Origin of the sequence: Micromonospora sp. NPDC093244, from assembly GCF_040683695.1 — a bacterium.
In the GTDB taxonomy this organism is placed as follows: Bacteria; Actinomycetota; Actinomycetes; order Mycobacteriales; family Micromonosporaceae; genus Micromonospora.
Genome location: NZ_JBFBEO010000001.1, coordinates 230,356 through 250,447 on the forward strand (window position 1 = coordinate 230,356; position 20,092 = coordinate 250,447).

Consider the following 20,092-nt stretch of genomic DNA (forward strand, 5'->3'; position numbering starts at 1 on the left):
ATGACGACAGTGCCGGCCACCCCCACCCGTACCGTCGAGCCGGACCGGCGGCTGCCCGCGCTGGGCGGGTTCGCCCCGGCCGTGCTCGGCATCGAGCTGCGCCGCGTGCTGCGCAACCGCCGCACCCTCGCCTTCACGCTGATCATGCCGGGCGTCTTCTTCCTCATCTTCGGCCTGCCGCAGGGTGGGCAGAACCTGGACAACGGCCGCCCGGTGACCGCGTACGTCATGATCAGCCTGGCCGTGTACGCGGCAATGGTGGCGACGACGAGCGCGGGGGGCGCGGTGGCCACCGAACGCGCCCTGGGCTGGAGCCGGCAGTTGCGGCTCACCCCGCTGCGCCCGAGTGCGTACGTGGCCACGAAGCTGCTCACCGCGATGACCCTCGGCCTGCTCGCGGTCGTCGTGGAGTTCGCGGTGGGTGCGGTGGCCGGGGTCCGTATCCCGGCGTACGTCTGGCTGCTGTCCGGTCTGGCGGCCTGGCTCGGTTCGCTTGTGTTCGCCGCGTTCGGGCTGTTCATCGGTTATCTGGTGCCGGCCGAGAACGTCATGCAGTTCCTCGGACCGATCCTGGCCGTGCTCGCCATGTTCGGCGGGCTCTTCGTCCCGGTCGATGTGCTGCCGCACGTGCTCCAGCAGGTCGCGACGTTCACCCCGGTGTACGGCGTGGGCGTGCTGGCCCGCGCCCCGCTGACCGGTGACGGGGTGAGCATGGCAGGGGTGGCGAACATGGTCTTCTGGGCGCTGGCCTTCGGCATCGGCGCGGCCCGGCTGTTCCGCCGCGACACCGCGCGGGTCTGACGGCCGGCGACCGTTAGCGTGGACCCGATGGACCTCTCGACGGGGCAGTCCCCGCCGGTGAGCCGCCACTGGCGGTTCACCGGCTGGCTGCTCGCCGCCGTGTGGCTGTTCTTCCTCAACGTGCCGCTCTCCACCGCGCTGCACCAGCCGGAGCCGTGGAGGCGGATCCTCGGCGTGTCCGCCCTGGTCGCCTTCGGCGTCGGCTACGTGCTGCTGTTCCAGTGGGCCCGGAGGCTGCGCCAGTCACTGCTGCCGATCCCGGTGGGCCGGGCGCGGGCCGGGCTGGTGCTGCTGCTCGCGGTGGGTCTGGCCAGCATGCCGGGCACCGGTGGGGACTGGCTGGCCACACTGGTCTACGTGGCCGCCGCGGCGGTGTTCCTGCTGCCGGCGTGGGAGGCGCTGGCGGCCGTGGTGGTCTGCGCGGTCACCCCCGCGCTTGCCTCCTGGCTGGTGCCGGGATGGGGGACCGAGACCGGCATCGTCTGGGCGGTGCTGCTCGCCTCGTTCGCCATGTTCGGGGTGTCCCGGCTGGCCCAGCGCAACAGCGAACTCCAGGCCGCCCAGCGGGAGATCGGCCGGCTCGCGGTCGCCGAGGAGCGGGCCCGCGCCGCCCGCGACCTGCACGACATCCTCGGGCATTCGTTGACCGTGGTGGCGATCAAGGCCGAGCTGGCCGGGCGACTGATCGAGGTGGACACCGGCCGTGCCGCCGCCGAGATCGCCGAGGTGGAGAGGCTGGCCCGGGCCGCGTTGGCCGACGTGCGGCAGACCGTCGGGGCGTACCGCGAGGTGACCCTGGCCGCTGAGCTGACCGGCGCCCGTTCCGCGCTTGCCGCGGCGGGCATCGCGGCGGACCTGCCGGCCGACGTGCCGCCGCTGCCGGCGGAGTGGGACCGGTTGTTCGGCTGGGCGGTGCGGGAAGGGGTGACGAACGTGGTCCGGCACAGTGGGGCGCGGTGTTGCACGGTCCGGGTGGACCGCAACGGGGTCGAGGTGAGCGACGACGGACGCGGTCCGTCCACTCCCGACGTCACCGGCCACGGGTTGGTGGGCCTGCGCGAGCGGGCGCGGCGGCTGGACGCAGTGGTGACCGTCGGTCGACGGCCGGCCGGCGGCTTCCTGCTGCGGGTGCACGCGCCGGGGGAGGCCCGGTGAGCGGGCCGATCCGGCTGCTGCTCGCCGACGACCAGGCGCTGGTCCGTGGCGCGCTGGCCGCCCTGTTGTCGCTGGAGCCGGACCTGACGGTGGTGGCCGAGGTCGGTCGGGGCGACGAGGTGGTGACCGAGGCCCTACGGCACACGCCCGACGTGGCGCTGCTGGACGTCGAGATGCCCGGCCTGGACGGGATCGCCGCGACTGCCGCGCTGCGGGCCGCGCTGCCGACCTGCCGGGTGCTTGTGGTGACCACCTTCGGGCGGCCCGGCTACCTGCGCCGGGCCATGGAGGCCGGCGCGAACGGCTTCGTGGTCAAGGACACCCCGGCCCGGCAACTCGCCGACGCGGTCCGCCGGGTGCACGCCGGCCTGCGGGTGGTCGATCCGACGCTTGCCGCGGAGACCCTGGCCACCGGCGCGAGTCCGCTCACCGAGCGGGAGACCGAGGTGCTGCGCGCGGCGCGGGGCGGGGGTACGGTCGCCGACCTGGCGGCGGCGCTGCACCTGTCCGAGGGGACGGTGCGCAACCACCTCTCGGCGGCGATCGGCAAGACAGGTGGCCGCAACCGGGCGGACGCCGTCCGTGTCGCCGAGCGCAACGGCTGGCTGCTCGGCGAGTGAACGACGCCGCTCAGGCGGTCGGCGGCGGCGTGGGCAGTTGGTCGACCACCACCAGGCTGCTGCCGGGACGCACCTCGGCGAGCAGTTCCCGCTGGCCGCTGCGGGTCACCCGGATGCAGCCGTTAGTGCTGTTCTCGCCCAGCTCGTCGTCGTTGTACCAGGTGTGCAGGCCGATGTGCGCGCCGCGCAGCCCGGTCGGCACCGCCTCGGGGTCGTCCGGCACCGAGCCGAGGGCGTAGATGTCCACGCCGCCGTAGACCTGCTCCGGCGGCGGGGTGCGGCCCAGGATGAACGTGCGGCCGAGCGGGGTTTCCTGCCCCTCCTGGCCGAGGCTCGTCTTCCAGGAGCGCACCGCCTTGCCGGCGCGGTACCAGGTGAGCCGGTGCACCTTGCGTTCCACCACGATCTGGTCGCGCAGCGCCACAGTGGCGAACCCGCCCGGCGGCAGCCAGGCCAGGCGCCGGTTGGCCGAGGGCAGCAGGACTGCCGTCCAGCCGGCCCGCTTCTCGGCGACCGGCACGGTCAGCTCGACACCGGCGAGCGTCGGTTCGAGGAAGGCCAGCGGACGTCCGCCGGGCGCGTCGTACGCGGCGACGCGCCGGGTCGGGTGCACGCCCTCGGTCAGCGGCGTGGTGTCCATGGTGGCCCGGTCGGCGGGGAAGCCCTTGGGCGCGGGGTCGTAGTCGACGACCGGCAGCCCGTCCGGGGCGGGCGCGGCCGGCGGGACCGACTCCTCAGGGCTCTGCTCGACGCTGCTCGGCGTCGGGTCGGCGGCCACCACGCGGCTGTCGTCGGGGGCCGTCGAGCGTGGGGTGAGGGCCTTGCCGACCAGCAGCGCGGCGACCAGCAGCGCGGGTACGGCGATGGCGGCGGCGATCCAGCCGGCGCGGCGGCGGTACGGAGTAATCCGGTCAAACGACACGAAACAACTGTATCGGACGCAGGGATGCAAGGAAGGGCCCCTTCTTATACAAAAACCGATAAGAAGGGGCCCTTCCTTGCGCGGGGTTAGACGCGGGCGCCGATGTGGACGGCTATCGCGTCGTGCGCTGGCACGTTGGCGGCGAACCAGCCGCTACCGTCCACGGTGATCACCGGGCCGCTGCACGTGCCGCCGGCGTACGTGCCGTGGATGACGTCGCAGTACCTGCCGGCGGGCAGGCCCGTGTAGTAGGAGCGGCCGTTCACCGCGGAGTCCTCGTCGTTGACGGTGATGAAGCCCTTTCCGGTACGGCTGAACGCGATGTGGTTGTTGCCGTTGTCGTACCAGTTGGCGACGCCGGCGCCCTCGGTGGCGTTGCGGAACCCGACCATGTTGGCGATCACCGGCCAGCGGTGCTCGCACTCCCAGCCGGAGTAGCAGGTGGTGTTGAGGGTCTTGTTGGCGCCGTCCGACGGCGGGCCGGCGTCCCGGTTGCTGAAGGTGTAGCTGGACATGACCGTCGGCGAGCCGTACGGCCAGGCCAGCATGAACGCGTTCGCCAGGGAGTAGATGCCTCGGTCCTTGTAGGTCAGCACCCCACCCGAGTCGCGCTGGGTGTCGTGGTTGTCGACGAACACCGAGGCCTTGCCGGTGGCCAGGTGCCCCCAGCCCTCGCCGAAGTTCTTCAGGTACGCCAACCGCTCGGAGCGGAACACGCGGGCCAGGTCCTTGCCGTAGCGGAACTCGTGCACGTCACCGTTGCCGGTGTACTCGGTCGGCTGGACCGGCTCGCCCGCACCGTAGATGACCTCCTGCACGATGTACGCCGAGCGGGACAGCTTGCCCCTGATCGCGGCGATGTCGGCGGCCGGCATGTGCTTGCTGGCGTCCATCCGGAAGCCGTCCACGCCGAGGGAGAGCAGGTCGTTGAGGTACGAGGCGATCTTCGTACGGACGTAGTCCGACTCGGTCTTCAGGTCCGAGAGGTTGACCAGCTCGCAGTTCTGCACCTCGTACCTGTCGTTGTAGTTGGCGATGTCGTCGCCGCCGTTGCGCCCGCAGTGGTGGAAGTCCTGGGTCTGGTAGATGCCCGGGTAGTCGTAGTGCGAGTAGGACGACCCGGCCCAGCCGGTGCCGCCGTTATCCTGACCGGACATGTGGTTGATCACCGCGTCGACGATCACCTTGACCCCGGCCGCGTGGCAGGTGTTCACCATCGACTGGAACTGGGCGCGGGTGCCCTTGCGGGACTCGATCCGGTAGCTGACCGGCTGGTACGCCAGCCACCACTGGTTGCCCCGCACGTGCTCCTGCGGGGGTGACACCTGGACGTAGCCGTAGCCCTTCGGGCCGAGCGTGCTCTGGCACTCGCTGGCCACCGAGGGCCAGTTCCACTCGAAGAGCTGGACGATGACCTTCTTGGCGCCGGACGGGGCGGCGACGGCCGGGGGTGCCGTCACGGCAGTGGGGACGAGCAGGCTGGCGATCAGGCCGAGGGCGAGGATCGCTGAGCCGCGTCGACGTCGGTGCATCGGGACTCCTGACGGGAGCGGGGGCGGGGGTGGTGGCGCTGCGGGGGAGAGCCTGACGTTGCCGCAATCTTGCAACCCAGACTGAAATTTGCCGAAAGATTACAAGCGTGTTGCAACCACTGTCAACGCATGGACGTTTGTCGCTGTCCGATCCGGACCCGTGCGCGGGGGCGCAACGCACGCCGGCGTCACCTGGTTCGATCGCGGCCCAGAATTTTCACAACCGGGTGATCCGCCGACCCCGCTCGTCCGTACTGGATGGGGGAGCAGGGGTCGGCCGGTGGTACGCCGCCGCGAGACGATCGAGGAGCAGATGGCCCGGGCACAGCAGAACCAGAAGGCGGCTACCGTCCGGACCAGCGAGAGCAGCCGGGGGGTACGCACCCGGTCGCGGGGCGCGACCACCGCGCTCATCGCGTCGGCGCTCGCCGCGCTCTGGGCGGCGACAATGCTGACCGGCGCCGGTCAGACGGCGTACGCGTACGGCTTCTTCTTCACCGAGTTCTTCGCCGGGGTGGTCGCCCTGGTGTCGTTGAGCCTCACCGTGATGCTCGGCCTGCTCGCCACCGACCGGCTGGTGCTGGGCATCTCGCACCGGGTGCTGATGCAGTCGGCGCACCGCGCCACAGGTGTGCTCGGCGTTGCCGGGCTGGGCTTCCACGTCCTCACCAAGATCGGCACGGGGCGGGCGGCGGCGACCGACGCGCTGGTGCCGTTCGTCGGCGGCGGGGGCCTCTACGTCGGGCTCGGCACCGTCGCCGCGCTGCTGATGGTCAGCGTGATCTGGACCGGCATCATCCGGGCCCGCTTCGCGGGCGTCGGTCCGAAGTGGCTGTGGCGCGCGCTGCACTCCACCGCCTACCTGGCCTGGCCCTTTGCCATCGCGCACGGCCTCAACGCCGGTCGGGCCGCCGCGCCCTGGGTGATGCTCAGCTACCTGGGCTGCGTCCTGCTGGTGGTGCTGGCACTGCTGGTGCGGTTCTCGGTCACCATCGGTCGGCGCAGCCGGGAGCAGCACCAGGCAGCGGTGCGCAACGCGGTGATGGTCGGCCGGGCCGAGGAGGCGAAGACCGCCCGATCGCTGCTGGCCGGGTTGGGTCGGCGCCCGAAGGCCACCGACAAGCGTCCCGCCTGGGCGGACACCGCCACCGCCACCTGGACCGCCCCACCGGCGGCCCGGCGGGGCGACCCCGAGCGGTTCACCGTCCCCGTGGTGCCCGAGCCCGGCTCTCTCGCCGAGCCCGCGCGGCCCAGCCGCCGCCGCGACGAGGAACCGGCGCCCGCCCGCCGTCGACGCGACGAGGCGGAGGTGACAGGTCGTCGCTCGACCCGCCGTGGCGCCCAGGACACCGGCACCCGTGGACGCGACGAGGAGGAGTTGGAGCCGGTGACCCGGCGACGCACGTCGCGTACCCGCGACCGGGACGATGAGACGGCCCCGCCCCGGCGGCGACGCGCCGAGGAGCCGGCCGCCGAGCGGACCAGCCGCCGATCCCGCTCCGAGGACGACGACAGCCGCTACTCGGTGCCGCCGCAGCGGACGCTTGACGAGGCCGAGGAACCGTGGGACAGCCCGCGCCGGTGGCAGGCCGCCGAGCCGATCTCGGCCGGCCCCGTCTCCGCCGAGCCGATCTCCGCCGGCCCGATCTCGGCGGCGCCGCACAGCGGCAGCGGTCGGCACAGCGTCGAGGACGACCTGCCGGAGGAGCCGGACTACTGGCGTCCGCCGGCCCGGTACGTGCCGGACGAGGTGCCGCCCGTCGACGACACCCCGACCCTTGTCGACCTGGCGTCCCGCCGCGCCAAGCGGGCCGCTGGCGAGGGCCGGTCCAAGCGTCGCAAGGCCAGCGCCGACGCGGTGGACGGGGCGTACTGGGCCGGGCTGCGGGGTGAGGCGAAGTGATGCGCACCGCCGTGCCACCGGTCGCCTGTGTGGGTGAGCCCCGGCTCACCGCCGGCTTCGCCGAGTTCGGTCGACTCGACCTGGCCGCGCACGAGGAGGTGCACGGACCGATCGGCCCGATCGAGCCGGCGCAGCTGCTCCGGCTCGCCGAGGGCATGCAACTCAAGGGCAAGGGCGGGGCAGGGTTCCCGTTCGCCCGCAAACTCCGCGCGGTGCTGGAGTCCTGCGAGCGGCAGGAGCTCGCCGCCGTCGTGGTGGTCAATGCCACCGAGGGGGAGCCGGCCAGCTGGAAGGACAAGGTGCTGCTGACCCGCGCCCCGCACCTGATCCTGGACGGCGCGGCGCTTGCCGCGTACGCGCTGGACGCCGACGAGATCGTGATCGGCGTGGCCGACGACGGGGTCGGACGGGACTCGCTGATGGACGCCCTCGACGAGCGCCGGATGCCGGTGCAGACAACGATCGTCACCGTGCCGCACCGGTTCATCTCCGGCGAGGGCGGCGCACTCGTCAACGGGATCAACGGGTTGCCGCACATCCCGCCGGGCACCAAGAAGCGCTCCAGCGACTCCGGCGTCAGCGGCCTGCCCACCCTGCTGTCCAACGCCGAGACGTACGCCCAGCTCGCTATCGGCGCCCGACTGGGCCCGTACGAGTACGCGGCGCTCGGCACCGACGACGAGCCGGGCACGGTGCTGCTCACCGTGACCGGGGCGGCCGGTCGACCGGCCGTGGTGGAGTGCACCGCCGGGATGCCGCTGCGCGACGTCCTCGACCTGTGCGAGGTGCCTGACGTGCAGGGCATCCTGATGGGCGGCTACCACGGCAAGTGGATCACCCCGGAGGCGGCGGAGAAGGCCGAGGTGTCTCGCAAGGGTCTGGCGGCGGTCGGCGGCACGCTCGGCGCGGGCATCATCGTCCCGCTCGGGCTCGACACCTGCCCGCTCGGTGAGGCAGCCCAGGTGGTGCGCTACCTGGCCGGCGAGTCCGCCGGGCAGTGCGGACCGTGCAAGATGGGCCTGCCGGACCTGGCCCGCGCCGTGGACCTGGCCGTCGCCGGCAGCCAACCGGCCGACGTGGTCCGCGCCGCCGCCGGCGAGGTGAAGGGCCGGGGCGCGTGCAGCCACCCGGACGGCACCGCCCGGTTCGCGCTCTCCGCCATCGAGGTCTTCGCCGAGGACCTGCGGCTGCACAGCACCGGCGACGGCTGCGGCAGGCGGGTCAAGGGCGTGATGGGGCTGCCCGGCGCACCCGACGCGAACCCGCAGAAGCTCACCCTGGACTGGTCGCGCTGTGACGGGCACGGGCTCTGCGCCCACGTGGTGCCGGACTTCATCCGCCTCGACGCGAACGGATATCCGGCCTTCCCGACCACCCCCGTGCCGACCTGGCTGCGGGAGGGGGCGCTGAAGGCGGTAAAGGTCTGCCCCGAGTTGGCGCTCCGACTCGCCAAGGCCGAGTAGGTAAGCCTCAGGTCCAGCAAGGGTCCCTTCCGGACCGGAGACGGAGAAGCGGATGCGGATCAGCAGGACGTGGACAGCGGCCGGACCGGTACGCCGTGGCGCCACCGCTGGGGCGCTCGTGGTGGCCCTGCTCGGCGTCGCCGCCTGCACCGGCACCGCGCCGGGCGGACCCACCGCCGCCGGATCGGCCTCGACCGTTGCCGCGCCGACCGCGACACCGCCCTCGCCGACCGACTCGCCCACCGGCGGACCGCCGGCCGCTCCGGCGCAGGTCCCGGACGTGCTGCGCTTCACCGGGACCACTCTCACCGGCACCGCGTTCGACGCCGCGCGGCTCGCCGGCAGGCCGGTGGTGCTGTGGTTCTGGGCGCCGTGGTGCGCCACCTGCGCCAGCCAGGCGTGGACGGTTGCCGAGATCGCGCCGAAGTACCGGGACACCGTCCCGATCGTCGGCGTCGCCGGGCTGGGCGAGCAGAAGGCGATGAAGGAGTTCGTCACCGAGTTCGACCTCGCCGGGACGCCGCAGATCGATGACGAGGCAGGTGCGATCTGGCGCCGGTTCAGGGTGACCGAGCAGAGCATCTTCGTGATCATCGACCGGGACGGCACGGTCGTGCACCAGGGCTTCCTGGACGGTGAGGGGCTCACCGCCCGGGTCGCCGCACTGGCCGGGGCGTGACCGCCGCCCTGCTGCTCGCGCTGACCGCCGGCATGCTCGGTGCGGTCAACCCGTGCGGCTTCGCGTTGCTGCCCGCGTACCTCTCGCTGTTGGTCGCCGGGGCGTCGGACACCCGCGGCGCGGTCGGCCGCGCGCTCACCGCGGCGGCCGGGCTCACCCTGGGGTACGTGCTGGTCTTCGGCGCCTTCGGCCTGGCCCTCGCGCCGCTGGCCGGCTGGCTGCGGCCCCGGCTGCCGTGGCTCACGGTGACCCTCGGCGTGCTGCTGCTGGTGGCCGGCTGCTGGCTGCTCGCCGGCAGGCGACTGCCCGCCCCCGGCTGGTCCGCCCGAGCGCCCCGGCTGACCCGGTCCTGGCCGTCGATGGCGCTGTTCGGGGCGGCGTACGCGCTGGCGTCGCTGGGCTGCGCCATCGCGCCGTTCCTGGCCATCGTGGTGACCAGCCTCCAGGCCGGCTCGACCGGGCGGGGGCTGGCTCTGTTCGGGGCGTACGCCCTCGGGATGGGTCTGGTGGTCGCGGTCGCCGCGCTCGGCGTGGCCCTGCTGCGCGACGGGCTGGTGGCCCGGTTACGCGGCGCCGGCGCCCTGGTGCCCCGCCTCAGTGGCCTGGTGCTGCTGCTCGCCGGCGGTTACGTCGCCTGGTACGGCTGGTACGAGGTGCGGCTGGCCGCCGGCCGCCGGGACGCCCTGGCGGACCCGGTGATCCAGGCAGCCGCCCGGCTCCAACGCACCCTGGCCGAAACCCTCGACGCGCTGGGCCCCGCGCTGCTGGCGGCAGCCCTGACGGCCCTCCTTCTCACCGCGCCCCTGCTGAAACGCCCGCACCCCCGACCCACCCCTATTGATCATGAAGCTGTTGCCACGACACGCCGGAGCGACGCGCAATAACTTCATGATCGGCGGGGCGTCGGCCGGGGCCGGCCGGGGTGGGGGTGGGGGTCAGCGGGGGGTCAGGCGGTCTGTTCCTAGACGGTCCTGGAGGACCTTGGGGATCAGGACACTGCCGTCGGCCTGCTGGTACTGCTCCAGGATGGCCGGGAAGAGCCGGCTCGTCGCCAGGGCGGAGCCGTTGAGCGTGTGCACGAAGCGGGTCTGCTTGCCGCCCGGCTCGCGGTAGCGGATGGCCGCCCGGCGGGCCTGGTAGTCGCCGCCCCAGGAGACGGACGACACCTCCTTGTACTTGCCCATGCTCGGCATCCACACCTCGATGTCGAGGGTCTTGCGCATCGACGCGCTGGCGTCGCCGGCCGACAGCAGGCTGCGCTGGTAGTGCAGCCCCAGCTTCTCCACCAGGCTCTCGGCGTGGGTGACCATCTCCTCCAGCGCCGCGTCCGCCTGCTCGGGCAGCGTGAACTGGAAGATCTCCACCTTGTTGAACTGGTGGCCCCGTACGGTGCCGCGCTCGTCCGAGTGCGAGCCGGCGGCCTCCCGGCGGTAGCACGGCGTGTACGCGAAACGCTTCAGCGGCAGCTTCGACGTCTCCAGGATCTCGTCCTGGTAGGCGCCGAGGATCGCCGTCTCCGAGGTGGGCAGCAGGAACTGTCCACGCGGGGCGGACTCACGGTCCAGGTGGTAGACGTCGTCGTAGAACTTCGGGAACTGCCCGGCGGCGAAGCCTGCCGTGTCGAGAAGCAGGTGCGGCGGCAGCAGAAACTCGTAGCCGGCCTTGACGTTCTCGTCGATGAGGAAGTTGAGCAGCGCCCACTCCAGCCGGGCACCCATCCCCGTGTACATCCAGAAGCCGGAGCCACCGAGCTTCACGCCGCGCTCGTGGTCGACCAGACCGAGCATCCGGGACAGCTCCACGTGATCGCGGATCTTGTCGATCACCGGCGGCTCACCGAAGGTCTTGACGACCCGGTTGGCCTCCTTGCCGCCGGGAAGGACATCGTCGGCGGGCAGGTTGGGCAGCTCGCTCATCGCGGTGCGCAGCCGCCCCTGCACCTCGTCCAGCTCGGACTCCAGCTCGGAGAGCTGCCTGCGACCGGCCTCGGGCGCAGCGACGTCCGGCTCGCGGCCGGCGCGTTTCGCCTCCGCGTACGCCCGCGCCTCCGCCTTGCGGCGCTGCCGATCGGCGTCGATCTCCGTGATGAGGGCGCGTCGCTCCTGGTCGAGCCGCTGGATCTCGTCCAGGGCCCGGGTGACCTCGGCGGGATCCAGACGCTTCGCCAGCGCGGTCGCCACCGCCTCGCGATCCTTCCGGATCAACTCCATGTCGAGCATGCTGCTCCGTACGCCTCCGTCCGGGGTCAGGTGGACCACCAGATGCTACCGTCGCGCCCGTTTCGACAGGCGACGGGGAGTGACGGACCCGGTTCTACAGCCGGATCGGCATCAGCACGGAGAAGGTGTCCGCGTCGTCCGGCCGCCGCACGGCAAGCGGGGCGACCGGCCCGTCCAACTCCAGCACCAGCTGGGCGGCGCCCGCCGCGTCCAACGCGTCAAGCAGGTAGCCGCCGTTGACGCCCACGTGTACCGCCTCGGTGCCGGCCTCGTCGGCGGGGAGCAGGCGCAGACCGCCGTGGTCGTCGAGACCGAGCACGGTGACGGCCAGCCGCTCGCCGTCGTACTCGCGGGCCACCGTGGGGGCCGCCGGGTCCGCCAGCGCGGCGCGCAGCGCCGCCACGTCCACCGGGATCCGGTACGCGGCCGGCCGCTCGCCGACGGCCTTGCGCAGCAGTCGACGGTAGTCGGGGAAGTCGTCGTGCAGCGCGGTACCGGTAAGGGTCCGGCCGGCCACCACCACCCGCACGTCGGTGCCGGTCACGGTCAGCCGCACCGGAGCGGTGTCGGCGGCGTCGAGCAGCGCCCGCACCCGGTCGACGAGATTCACAGGTACGAACACCCGCACCTGCGGGCCGTCGACGTGCGCACCGGCCCGGGCCTGCGCGAGCCGGTACCGGTCGGTGGCGACGAGCCGGACGCCGTCGGACTCCACGTCGAGCAGCACACCGGAGAGCATCGGCAGCTCCGGGTCGACGCCGACGGCGAAGCGCACCGCGTCGACCGCGGCGGCCAGCTCGGCGGCGGAGAGCAGCAGCGTGGTGGTGACCGGCCGGGCCGGGTCGACGAGGGCCCGCAGCCGGGTCACCTCACGACGGGCGTCGGCCAACCCGTCGACCAGCCGGCGCAGGTGCGTGTCGAGCAGCAGGTGCACGGCGGCCGGCTCGGCGCGTACCGCCGCGGCGATCTCCGGCACCGGCATGCCGATCCGGCGCAACCCGGCCACCAGCCGGGCCGGCGCGATCTGCTCGTCGGTGTACCAGCGGTAGCCGGTCACCGGGTCGACCAGGGCCGGCTCCAGCACCCCCGCCGCGTCGTAGAAGCGCAGCGCGCTGACGGTCAGGCCGCTGGCCCGGGCCAGCTCACCGATGCTGTGCAGGTCGTTCACGCGGGCATCCTGCCCCCTCGACCCGGTCGAGGGTCAAGCCGGGCGCTCCACCGGGGTGTCCTCCAGCACCCGGAAGGTGAGCCCGGCCCGGACCAGCCGGTCCAGCAACGCGTCGCCCATCGCGGCGACCGGGGTCACCTGCCCGGCGGTCGGTGGCAGCTCGTCGAGGGCCAGGCAGAGCGCCGACTCGGCGAGCATCTTCGCCGTCTCGTCGTAGCCCGGGTCGCCGCCGGCGACCTCGGTGAGCACCCGCCGACCGCCGCCGGTGCCCACGAACCGGACCCGGAACCAGGCCGCCGCACGCTGCTGCGGGGTCGGCCCCTGCCCGGAGGCGAGCCGACCGAGCAGCCAGCGCCGCGTCGGCGGCAGTTTGACCAGGCCGACCAGCGCGCCGAGGCCGACCCCGCCGGCCAGTACGGTCGGCAACCGCTTCACGGCGGCGAAGTGCCGGTAGCGGAAGTCCGGGCCGTACTCCGCGCGGGCCGCCGCCGAGCGGCGCACCACCTGCGGGTCGATGGTGGGCAGCGGCACGGTCCAGATGCCCAGCTCCGCCGAGCGGGCCAGCCGGCCCGGCACCGCCCGGACCCGACGGTCGGCGGGGCGCGGCTCGACCGCCCGGCGGTCGCGGGCCGCGCGGCTGGCCGGGCCGGTACGGGAGAACGCGGTGAGCGCGGAATGGTACGTGCCTGCGGAGAACCGACCCGAGGCCCGGACGTAGCCGTCCACGGTGATCGGCACGTCGGCGGGCAGCTGCTTGACGGTGAACCAGACGCCCAGGTCGTGCGGGATGGAGTCGAACCCGCAGGCGTGCACCAGCCGCGCGCCGGTGCGGGCGGCCTCGGCGTGGTGGCGGACGTACATCAGGTCGACGAACTCCGGCTCGCCAGTGATGTCCAGGTAGTCGGTGCCGGCGGCGGCGCAGGCGGCGACCAGCGGCTCGCCGTGCCTCACGTACGGGCCGACGGTGCTGGCGACCACCCGGGCGTCGCGGGCCACCGCCCGCAGCGAGTCGGCGTCGGTGACGTCGGCGGCCAGCAGCGGCAGGTCGGCCAGCTTCGGGTCGATCGCGGTGAGCCGGTCCCGTACGGCCGCGAGCCGGTCCGGGTTACGCCCCGCGAGCGCCCACCGCAGCCCCGGCGGGGCGTTTTGGGCCAGGTATTCGGCAGTGAGCCCCCCGGTGAACCCGGTCGCCCCAAACAGGACCACGTCGTACGTTCGCTCCCCAGCCATCCTGCGAGTCTGCCATCAGCCGGAGCCGATGGCTCATCGGTCACGGGCTGAAGACCGCGCGGACGCAGCCGTCGGCCCGGTCGCGGAACAGCTCGTAGCCGCGCGGGGCCTCCTCGAGCGGCAGCCGGTGGGTGGCCAGGTGTTCGGTCCGCAACTCGTCGCGGGCCATCCGGTCCAGCAGCATCGGCACGTCCCGCAGGTCGGGCCGCCGGGCCCCGTGCACCGCGAGCCGCTTGTCGGTCACCGCGCCCAGCGGGAACGCGTCGACGAACCCGTCCGTCCCGCCGAGCACCACCACCGTGCCGCCCTTGCGGCAGGCGTACACCGCCTCGCGCAGGGCGTCCGGGCGGTCGCCGAAGCGGTCGACCACCGACCGGGCCGGCGGCTCGCCGACCGCCACCACGCACACGTCCGGGCCACGCCCACCGCTGCGGTCCCGCAACTCGGCCGACACGTCGGTGTGGCGGTAGTTCAGCGGCTCCGCGCCCGCGTGCCGTTCGGCCATCCGCAACCGCTCCTCGTGCCGGTCCACGACCACCACCCGGGCGCAGCCGCGCAGCGTGGCCGCCCGGGCGGCCAGGTGGCCCACCGCGCCGGCGCCCCAGACCGCCACCACGTCACCCGGCCGCACCGCGCCCAGCTCGGCCGCCAGCCAGCCGGCCGGCGCCGCGTCGGCGGCGAACAGCGCCCGGTCGTCGCCGACCGCGTCCGGCACCCGGACGGCTGTCACGTCCGCGTACGGCACCCGCACGTACTCGGCGTGGCCGCCGGCGAAGCCCCCCGCCGCGCGGGGCCGCCCGAAGCAGCCCGCGTCCGACCGTCCCCAACCCTCGTCCACGCTCGCCGGTTCCGTGCTGCAGTTGTCGCAGCAGGCGTGCAGGCCCGCACGGCAGTACCAGCAGCCGCCACAGGCGACGCCCGCTGCCACCACCACCCGGTCGCCCCCGCGGTGCCGGCGTACCTCCGGACCGGCCTCGACCACGTCGCCGAGGAACTCCGCCCCGAGCACGTCACCGCTGCGCAGCAGCGGATCCCTCCCGGCCAGCAACGGCAGGTCGGCGCCGCAGGTGGCGCTTCGACGGACCCGGACGATGATGTCCCGTTCGTTGCGCAGCTCCGGGTCCGGCACCTCACGCACCGCCAGCTGGTCCGCGCCCACCCAGCACAGCGCCCTCACCCGCCGGCCTCCGGTCGGTCCAGCGCGGAGCGGTCCGCGCGCAGCACCTCGCCGGTCTCGACGCCCTGCTTGACCTGGCGCAACGTCCGGCGGACCAGGTGCCGTGGGTCGTCGCCGACCAGGTGCGCGGCGAGCCCGACGGTCGGGGTGGCACCGGTCAGCGGGCGGGCCGCCAGCTCGGTGCCCCGATGGCCCGGTGCCTGGCGCACCCGCACCTCGACGGCGCCGTCCAGGAGGCGCAGCGGCTCAGGCCACCGACCGCCGGGCAGCACCTCGTCCGGCGGCCGGTCCACCGTCACGACCTCCCACCGGGCCGCCGCGACGGGGTCGCCGTCCGCGCCCGACCGGCCACGCCGCAGGGGTACGCGCAGCACGCGCGCCACCCCGGCCAGCGCCGAGCCGCCGAGGGCGGTTCCCACACGCGTCAGCCGTCGCATCGGTCCCACCCGTCCTCCCGGTCCACGTTCTCCGATCGTCGGTCGCGAGCGGGTGAAGCGGGCTCGCCCGGAAGGGGTGAACCCGTCCCGGTCGGGTAACCGCTCGCCGACCGGGGGGTGGGACGCGTCGTGGGGGTGGAGCCGGGTGCCGGAACAGCAGGATCACGCGTCAGTGGGTACGGCACCGGGGCGTTCGGGGGACCTGCCGTTGCTGGCGTCCCGGTTGACGCCCGCCGCGCCACCGGAGGCGGTGGTGGCCCGCCCTCGCCTGCTGCGCCGGCTCGACGAGGGCAGCGCGGGACCTGTCACCCTGGTCGCCGCGCCGGCGGGCTGGGGCAAGACGACACTGCTCGCCTCGTGGGTGCGGCTGACCGGCGGCATCCAGGAGACCGGGCCAGGAGCGGTGGTGCCCGACGCCGGGGCCGCGCCGACGGTGGCCGGGCTTGAGCCGGCGTGGGTGTCGGTGGAGACCGGCGACGACGGCGAACGGCTGTGGGCGTACCTCGCGGCGGCGCTGCGGGCCGCGACCGGGCCGGCCGACGACGGTCCGGTGCCCGACCGGCCGCCCCGCCCCGACCAGCTCGAAGCCCTCGCCGCCGCCCTCGCCAGCGCGGACCGGCCGGTCCTGCTGGTCCTGGACGACCTGCACCGGATCACCGACCCGGCGGCCCTGACCGGCCTGGAGTTCCTGTTGCGGCACGCCGAGCAGCGGCTGCGTCTGGTGGTCGGCGCGCGGGCCGGGCTGCCGTTGGCCCTGCACCGGCTCCGCCTCGCCGGTGAGCTGACCGAGATCGGCCCCGACGAGCTGGCCTTCACCGACGACGAGGTGGCCGACCTGCTCACCGCGCACGGCGCGGCACTGCCGGCGAGCGCGGTGCACCGGCTGCGCGAACGCACCGGCGGGTGGCCGGCCGCGCTGCGGATCGCCGCCCTTGCCGTACGCGGGCAGGCCGACCCGGAACGCTGGGTGGGGCACTTCGGCGGCGACCAGCCGGAGATCGCCGGTTACCTCCAGGAGGAGGTGCTCGGCACGATCGACCCGGCCGACCGGGACCTACTGCGCCGCACCGCCGTGGCCGACACGGTCTGCGCCGACCTGGCCGAGGCGTTGACCGGCCGTACGGACGCCGCCCAGGCCCTTGCCGACCTGGCCGGGGCGGGAGGTGTGCTGCACCGGGAGGACGGCCGCCCACCCTGGTACCGCTGCGAACCGCTGCTGGCCGACCTGCTCCGGGCCGAGCTGGCCCGGCTGCCCGCCGACGAGCTGCGCGAGCTGCACGTACGGGCCGCCGAGTGGTACGCCCACGGCGGCCGCCCGGCCGACGGTCTGCGGCACGCGTTGGTCGCCGGTCGGTGGGACCTGGCCGGCGACCTGTTCGTCGCGCACTGGCCGGAGCTGACCCGCTACGACCGGTCCACGGCGGCCGGTCCACGGCCCTCGTCCCCACCGCCGGACGTGCTGCGCACCCAGCCGGAAGTTGCCCTGGCCTGCGCCGCCGAGCGGGCGTACGCCTGTGACCTCCCGGCGGCCACCGACCACCTGCGCACCGCCGCCGCGTACGCCGGTGGTCTGCCGGTGCCCCGCCGGGACCGGTTCCTGCGGTTGGCCACCGCGCTGGAGCTGACCGTGGCCCGGCTCGCCGACGATCCGGTGGAGGTGCGGGCCGCCGCCGCTCGATTGCTGCGTACCCGTCCACCCGGGGCCGGCCCGACCGGTATGCCGGACGCCGCGCCGACCGGCGGTGGAGGTGACGCGGCCGGGGACGCGGACGTGCGGGCCTTCACCGGCGCCGCGTTGGGGCTGGTGGAGCTGGCCGCCGGCGTCTTGCCCCAGGCGCGGTTCGTCCGGGCCCGGGCGGCGGCCCGCGAGGCCGGTCGGGCCCGCACCGAGCTGGTCGCCGCCAGCCGCTCCGCCCTGCTGCTCGCGGTGCGTGGCGACCTGCGCGCGGCCGAGCGGGCGGCCCGCGACGCGCTGGGCATGCCGCCCTGCCGGGGCTGGTCCTGCCGCCTCGACTGCGGCTACGCGTACCTGGCGTTGGCGGTGGTGGCGCTGCACCGCGACCAGCCCGACGAGGCCGCCGCGAACCTCGCGGTGGCCACCCCGGCGACCGGCGCGGACGGCTCGCAGCCGGAGAGCGGCGAGCCGGTGGCGGCGGCCGTGGCCGCCCTGTGCCGGGCACGGCTGCACGGCGACGCGGGCGACCCGGCCGCCGGCCAGCGGCTGCTCGTGCGGGTCCGGGAGGCACTGGTCGACCTTCCGGACGCCGCCGAACTGGCGGGCCTGCTGCGGGCCGCCGAGGCGGAGCTGCGGGCCGAGCGGGGTGACCTGGACGGTGCCCGCGAGCTGCTTGCCGGCGGCCACGCCGAGCCGGCGCTCGCGGTGGGCCTGTCGCGCCTGGAGCTGCGGTCCGGCGACGCCGGTGCCGCAGGCCGGGCGCTGCCGGACTGGCAGGCGCCGGGGGCGCGGGCGTGGCCCCTGCCGGTACGCCTCGACGCCGGCCTGCTGGACGCGGTCCTCGCCGAGCGGGGCGGAGACGGACGACGCGCCGGTCGGATCCTGGAACAGGTGCTCGACCTGGCCGGCCCGCACGGCTGCCGAAGGGTATTCACCCGTGCCGAAGGGCCGGTCCGGGATCTGCTGGCCGCCCACCTGGACGCGGGCACCGCCCACTTCGCACTCGTCAGCGACCTGGTGCGGGACGCCGGCCAGGCGCCGACCCGACAGCCCACCGAACCGGCGGGAACGCTCGACGAGCCGCTCACCGAGCGGGAACTGACGATCCTGCGGTACCTGCAGAGCATCCTGTCCAACGTGGAGATCGCCAGCGAACTGTCCCTGTCGGTCAACACGGTGAAGACGCACGTACGCAACATCTACCGCAAGCTCGACGCGACCCGCCGGCGTGAAGCGGTCCGGCGGGCGCGCGAGCTGCGGCTCCTCTGAGCCGTAGGGCGGTCAGGTGTTCGCGGCGGCGTCCACCGCGGCCAACAGGTCGGGCAGGTCGTACCCGCCCTCGTGCCGGACCTCGTTGACGAAGAGCGTCGGGGTGCCGTTCACACCGCTGCGGATGCCGCCCGCGAAGTCGCGGCGTACCCGGTCGGCGTGCGCCCGGCTCTGCACCTCCGCGTCCAGCTCGTCAGGCGGCAGCCCCACCTGTTCGACGCCGAGCGACAGGTGCACCGGATCCAACTGGTCCTGGTGCTCGTAGAGCCAGTCGTGCATCTCCCAGAACCTTCCCCGGGCCGCGGCGGCCTCGGCGGTCTCGGCGGCACGTTCGGCGTACGGGTGCACGTTGGCGATCGGGAAGTAGCGGTAGACCAGGCGTACGGTGTCGGCCCGCTGCCGCAGCATCTCGTGCAGGTTCGGGTACGCCGCGCCGCAGAACGGGCACTGGAAGTCGCCGTACTCGACGACTGTCACGGGGGCGTCGACAGGCCCCCGGGCGTGGTCCTCGGTGGTCACCGGATCCCGGAGTCGGGCGGTGACCTGAAGTGGCGTGCTCATCGTGCCATCACCCCCTGCTCGGCGAGCCGGTCCAGTGCGTCGAAGATGCCGTCCGCGCCCGGATTGACGTCCGGCGGGGACAGGTAGCTCCACGTCACAGTCCCGTTCTGGTCCAGCACCACAAGGGCCCGCTGGGCCTCGCCCCACGGGGCGTACGCGCCGTAGCGGCGGGCCACCTCACCCTTGGGCTCGAAGTCGGCCAGGAGCGGGAACTCGATGCCCCGGGCCTGCGCGAACGCCCGGTGCGACCAGATGCTGTCCACCGAGATGCCCAGCACCGCGGCGCGGTACTGGTCGAACACCGGCGCCGCCGCCTGGTAGAGCGCCATCTGGTCACCGCAGACGGGGCTCCAGTCGGCGGGATAGAAGGCGAGCACGACCGGCCGGCCGCGGAACTGCTCCGGCCCCATCTGCTGCCCGTCGGGTGTGGCCGCGAGGGTGAAGCCGGGCGCGGGGTTCCCAGGTTGGATCAGCCCGTTCGGATCACTCATGCCCCCAGCCTGCGTCCGGGGCGGGTGAGGCCGGCTCACCCGCCCCGGGTGGTTCCGCGTACGCGGTCAGTGCAGCACCGGGGCGACGGCGATGTGGTTCTGCACCTCCCGGATGCCCGGCGCCGACCAGACCACCTGCTCCACCTCGGCCCGCTCGGGCATCGAGTGCACCAGCCCGGCGAGCACTGCCGTGTCGCCGTGCACCCGCACGGTGATCCGTTCCGCCTCGGTGGCTCCGGCGCGGGCGAGGGCGTCGACGATCCGGTCGGCGAGGTTCTGGCCGTCCGGTGGTGCGGCCGGGCGCACGGTGATCCCGTTGCTCACCCCGCGTACCCCGGTGAGCCGACCCACCGAACGCTCGGCGGCGCGCCGCTGGTACTCCCACTCGACCTCGCCGTGCAGTGTCACCCAGCCGGCCGAGACGGTCACCTGGAGCTTCTCGACGGGTACGAACGCGTCCCATTCCAGGGCGTGGCCGGCCGCGGCGGCCAGGTCGGGGTCGGCGCGTTCGGAGCTGCCGGGCAGTTGGACTGTCACGTCGTTGGCGACCGCCCGGACCCCGACGACCCGGTGCGTGGCCCGTTCGGCGGCCCACTTCTTCGCGTAGCTGTCCACCCGCCCGGTGAGCGTGACGACGCCCTCGTCGACGGTCACCCCGATCTCGTGCGGCTGCACGCGCGGTTCCCAGGTCAGTTCGTCGAGTACGGCGGACTGGATGTCCTGGTCGGTGCGGCTGATCGTCGCGATGGCCATCTGTCCCTCCTCCGGTACGTCGGTACGGCGGACCGGC

General features: G+C 74.1%; 18 protein-coding genes. 8 read left to right on the forward strand and 10 right to left on the reverse strand.

Annotation, left to right across the window (positions count from 1 at the left end; genetic code table 11):
- Genes AB0N27_RS01075 through AB0N27_RS01085 form a run of 3 tightly spaced genes read left to right on the forward strand, consistent with a single transcriptional unit; the run spans position 1 to position 2,576 of the window.
- A complete protein-coding gene (locus AB0N27_RS01075) occupies positions 1–801 on the forward strand; it encodes an ABC transporter permease (RefSeq protein WP_364362403.1) in 801 nt (266 codons plus the stop codon).
- Between the two features lie 27 nt (positions 802–828).
- Positions 829–1,956: a histidine kinase gene (locus tag AB0N27_RS01080; protein ID WP_364362404.1), complete on the forward strand. Its 1,128-nt coding sequence runs from the start codon at positions 829–831 to the stop codon at positions 1,954–1,956.
- Positions 1,953–2,576 carry a response regulator transcription factor gene (locus tag AB0N27_RS01085; protein ID WP_139583833.1) on the forward strand — a complete coding sequence of 208 codons (624 nt, stop codon included), beginning with the start codon at positions 1,953–1,955 and terminating at the stop codon, positions 2,574–2,576. The genes AB0N27_RS01080 and AB0N27_RS01085 overlap by 4 nt, the downstream gene beginning before the upstream one ends.
- 10 nt (positions 2,577–2,586) lie before the next feature.
- On the opposite strand, the gene AB0N27_RS01090 is transcribed toward AB0N27_RS01085, so the two are convergent.
- Both AB0N27_RS01090 and AB0N27_RS01095 read right to left on the reverse strand, forming a co-directional pair.
- Positions 2,587–3,498, reverse strand: a complete 912-nt coding sequence (locus AB0N27_RS01090) for a L,D-transpeptidase family protein (protein WP_364362405.1) — start codon at positions 3,496–3,498, stop codon at positions 2,587–2,589.
- A gap of 86 nt (positions 3,499–3,584) precedes the next feature.
- Positions 3,585–5,030 carry an alpha-amylase family glycosyl hydrolase gene (locus tag AB0N27_RS01095; RefSeq protein WP_364362406.1) on the reverse strand — a complete coding sequence of 482 codons (1,446 nt, stop codon included), beginning with the start codon at positions 5,028–5,030 and terminating at the stop codon, positions 3,585–3,587.
- Between the two features lie 280 nt (positions 5,031–5,310).
- Between AB0N27_RS01095 and AB0N27_RS01100 the strand changes: the two genes are divergently transcribed.
- Genes AB0N27_RS01100 through AB0N27_RS01115 form a run of 4 tightly spaced genes read left to right on the forward strand, consistent with a single transcriptional unit; the run spans position 5,311 to position 9,959 of the window.
- Positions 5,311–6,933, forward strand: a complete 1,623-nt coding sequence (locus tag AB0N27_RS01100) for a hypothetical protein (RefSeq protein ID WP_364362407.1) — start codon at positions 5,311–5,313, stop codon at positions 6,931–6,933.
- A complete protein-coding gene (locus AB0N27_RS01105; protein ID WP_364362408.1) occupies positions 6,933–8,396 on the forward strand; it encodes an NADH-ubiquinone oxidoreductase-F iron-sulfur binding region domain-containing protein in 1,464 nt (487 codons plus the stop codon). The genes AB0N27_RS01100 and AB0N27_RS01105 overlap by 1 nt, the downstream gene beginning before the upstream one ends.
- A gap of 52 nt (positions 8,397–8,448) precedes the next feature.
- Entirely contained in the window at positions 8,449–9,075 is a 627-nt protein-coding gene (locus tag AB0N27_RS01110) for a redoxin domain-containing protein (RefSeq protein WP_364362409.1), read from the forward strand.
- Positions 9,072–9,959, forward strand: a complete 888-nt coding sequence (locus AB0N27_RS01115; protein ID WP_364362410.1) for a cytochrome c biogenesis protein CcdA — start codon at positions 9,072–9,074, stop codon at positions 9,957–9,959. Before AB0N27_RS01110 ends, AB0N27_RS01115 begins: the two co-directional genes overlap by 4 nt.
- 51 nt (positions 9,960–10,010) lie before the next feature.
- On the opposite strand, the gene serS is transcribed toward AB0N27_RS01115, so the two are convergent.
- From serS to AB0N27_RS01140, 5 genes are all read right to left on the reverse strand, one after another.
- Entirely contained in the window at positions 10,011–11,294 is a 1,284-nt protein-coding gene (gene serS, locus AB0N27_RS01120; protein ID WP_364365919.1) for a serine--tRNA ligase, read from the reverse strand.
- Between the two features lie 94 nt (positions 11,295–11,388).
- Positions 11,389–12,453: a MerR family transcriptional regulator gene (locus tag AB0N27_RS01125; RefSeq protein WP_364365922.1), complete on the reverse strand. Its 1,065-nt coding sequence runs from the start codon at positions 12,451–12,453 to the stop codon at positions 11,389–11,391.
- Between the two features lie 42 nt (positions 12,454–12,495).
- Positions 12,496–13,692 (reverse strand): saccharopine dehydrogenase NADP-binding domain-containing protein, encoded by a 1,197-nt coding sequence (locus tag AB0N27_RS01130; protein ID WP_364362411.1) that lies wholly within the window; start codon positions 13,690–13,692, stop codon positions 12,496–12,498.
- Between the two features lie 40 nt (positions 13,693–13,732).
- Entirely contained in the window at positions 13,733–14,869 is a 1,137-nt protein-coding gene (locus tag AB0N27_RS01135) for an alcohol dehydrogenase catalytic domain-containing protein (RefSeq protein WP_364362412.1), read from the reverse strand.
- Positions 14,866–15,306: a hypothetical protein gene (locus AB0N27_RS01140; protein WP_364362413.1), complete on the reverse strand. Its 441-nt coding sequence runs from the start codon at positions 15,304–15,306 to the stop codon at positions 14,866–14,868. Before AB0N27_RS01140 ends, AB0N27_RS01135 begins: the two co-directional genes overlap by 4 nt.
- 145 nt (positions 15,307–15,451) lie before the next feature.
- Here AB0N27_RS01140 and AB0N27_RS01145 point away from each other — a divergent pair, with 145 nt between their 5' ends.
- The gene (locus AB0N27_RS01145; RefSeq protein ID WP_364362414.1) at positions 15,452–18,250 is read left to right on the forward strand and encodes a LuxR C-terminal-related transcriptional regulator; all 2,799 of its coding nucleotides are present in this window, start codon (positions 15,452–15,454) and stop codon (positions 18,248–18,250) included.
- 12 nt (positions 18,251–18,262) lie between these two features.
- Here the strand turns inward: AB0N27_RS01145 and AB0N27_RS01150 are convergent, their stop codons facing one another.
- The 3 genes from AB0N27_RS01150 to AB0N27_RS01160 form a co-directional block, all read right to left on the reverse strand.
- Positions 18,263–18,811 carry a DsbA family protein gene (locus tag AB0N27_RS01150; protein WP_364362415.1) on the reverse strand — a complete coding sequence of 183 codons (549 nt, stop codon included), beginning with the start codon at positions 18,809–18,811 and terminating at the stop codon, positions 18,263–18,265.
- Complete coding sequence (locus tag AB0N27_RS01155) at positions 18,808–19,302, reverse strand: redoxin domain-containing protein (protein ID WP_364362416.1); 495 nt, start codon at positions 19,300–19,302, stop codon at positions 18,808–18,810. Before AB0N27_RS01155 ends, AB0N27_RS01150 begins: the two co-directional genes overlap by 4 nt.
- Positions 19,303–19,368: 66 nt before the next feature.
- On the reverse strand, positions 19,369–20,055 hold the full coding sequence (locus AB0N27_RS01160; RefSeq protein ID WP_364362417.1) for a BON domain-containing protein: 687 nt from the start codon (positions 20,053–20,055) through the stop codon (positions 19,369–19,371).
- Positions 20,056–20,092: the final 37 nt, after the last annotated feature.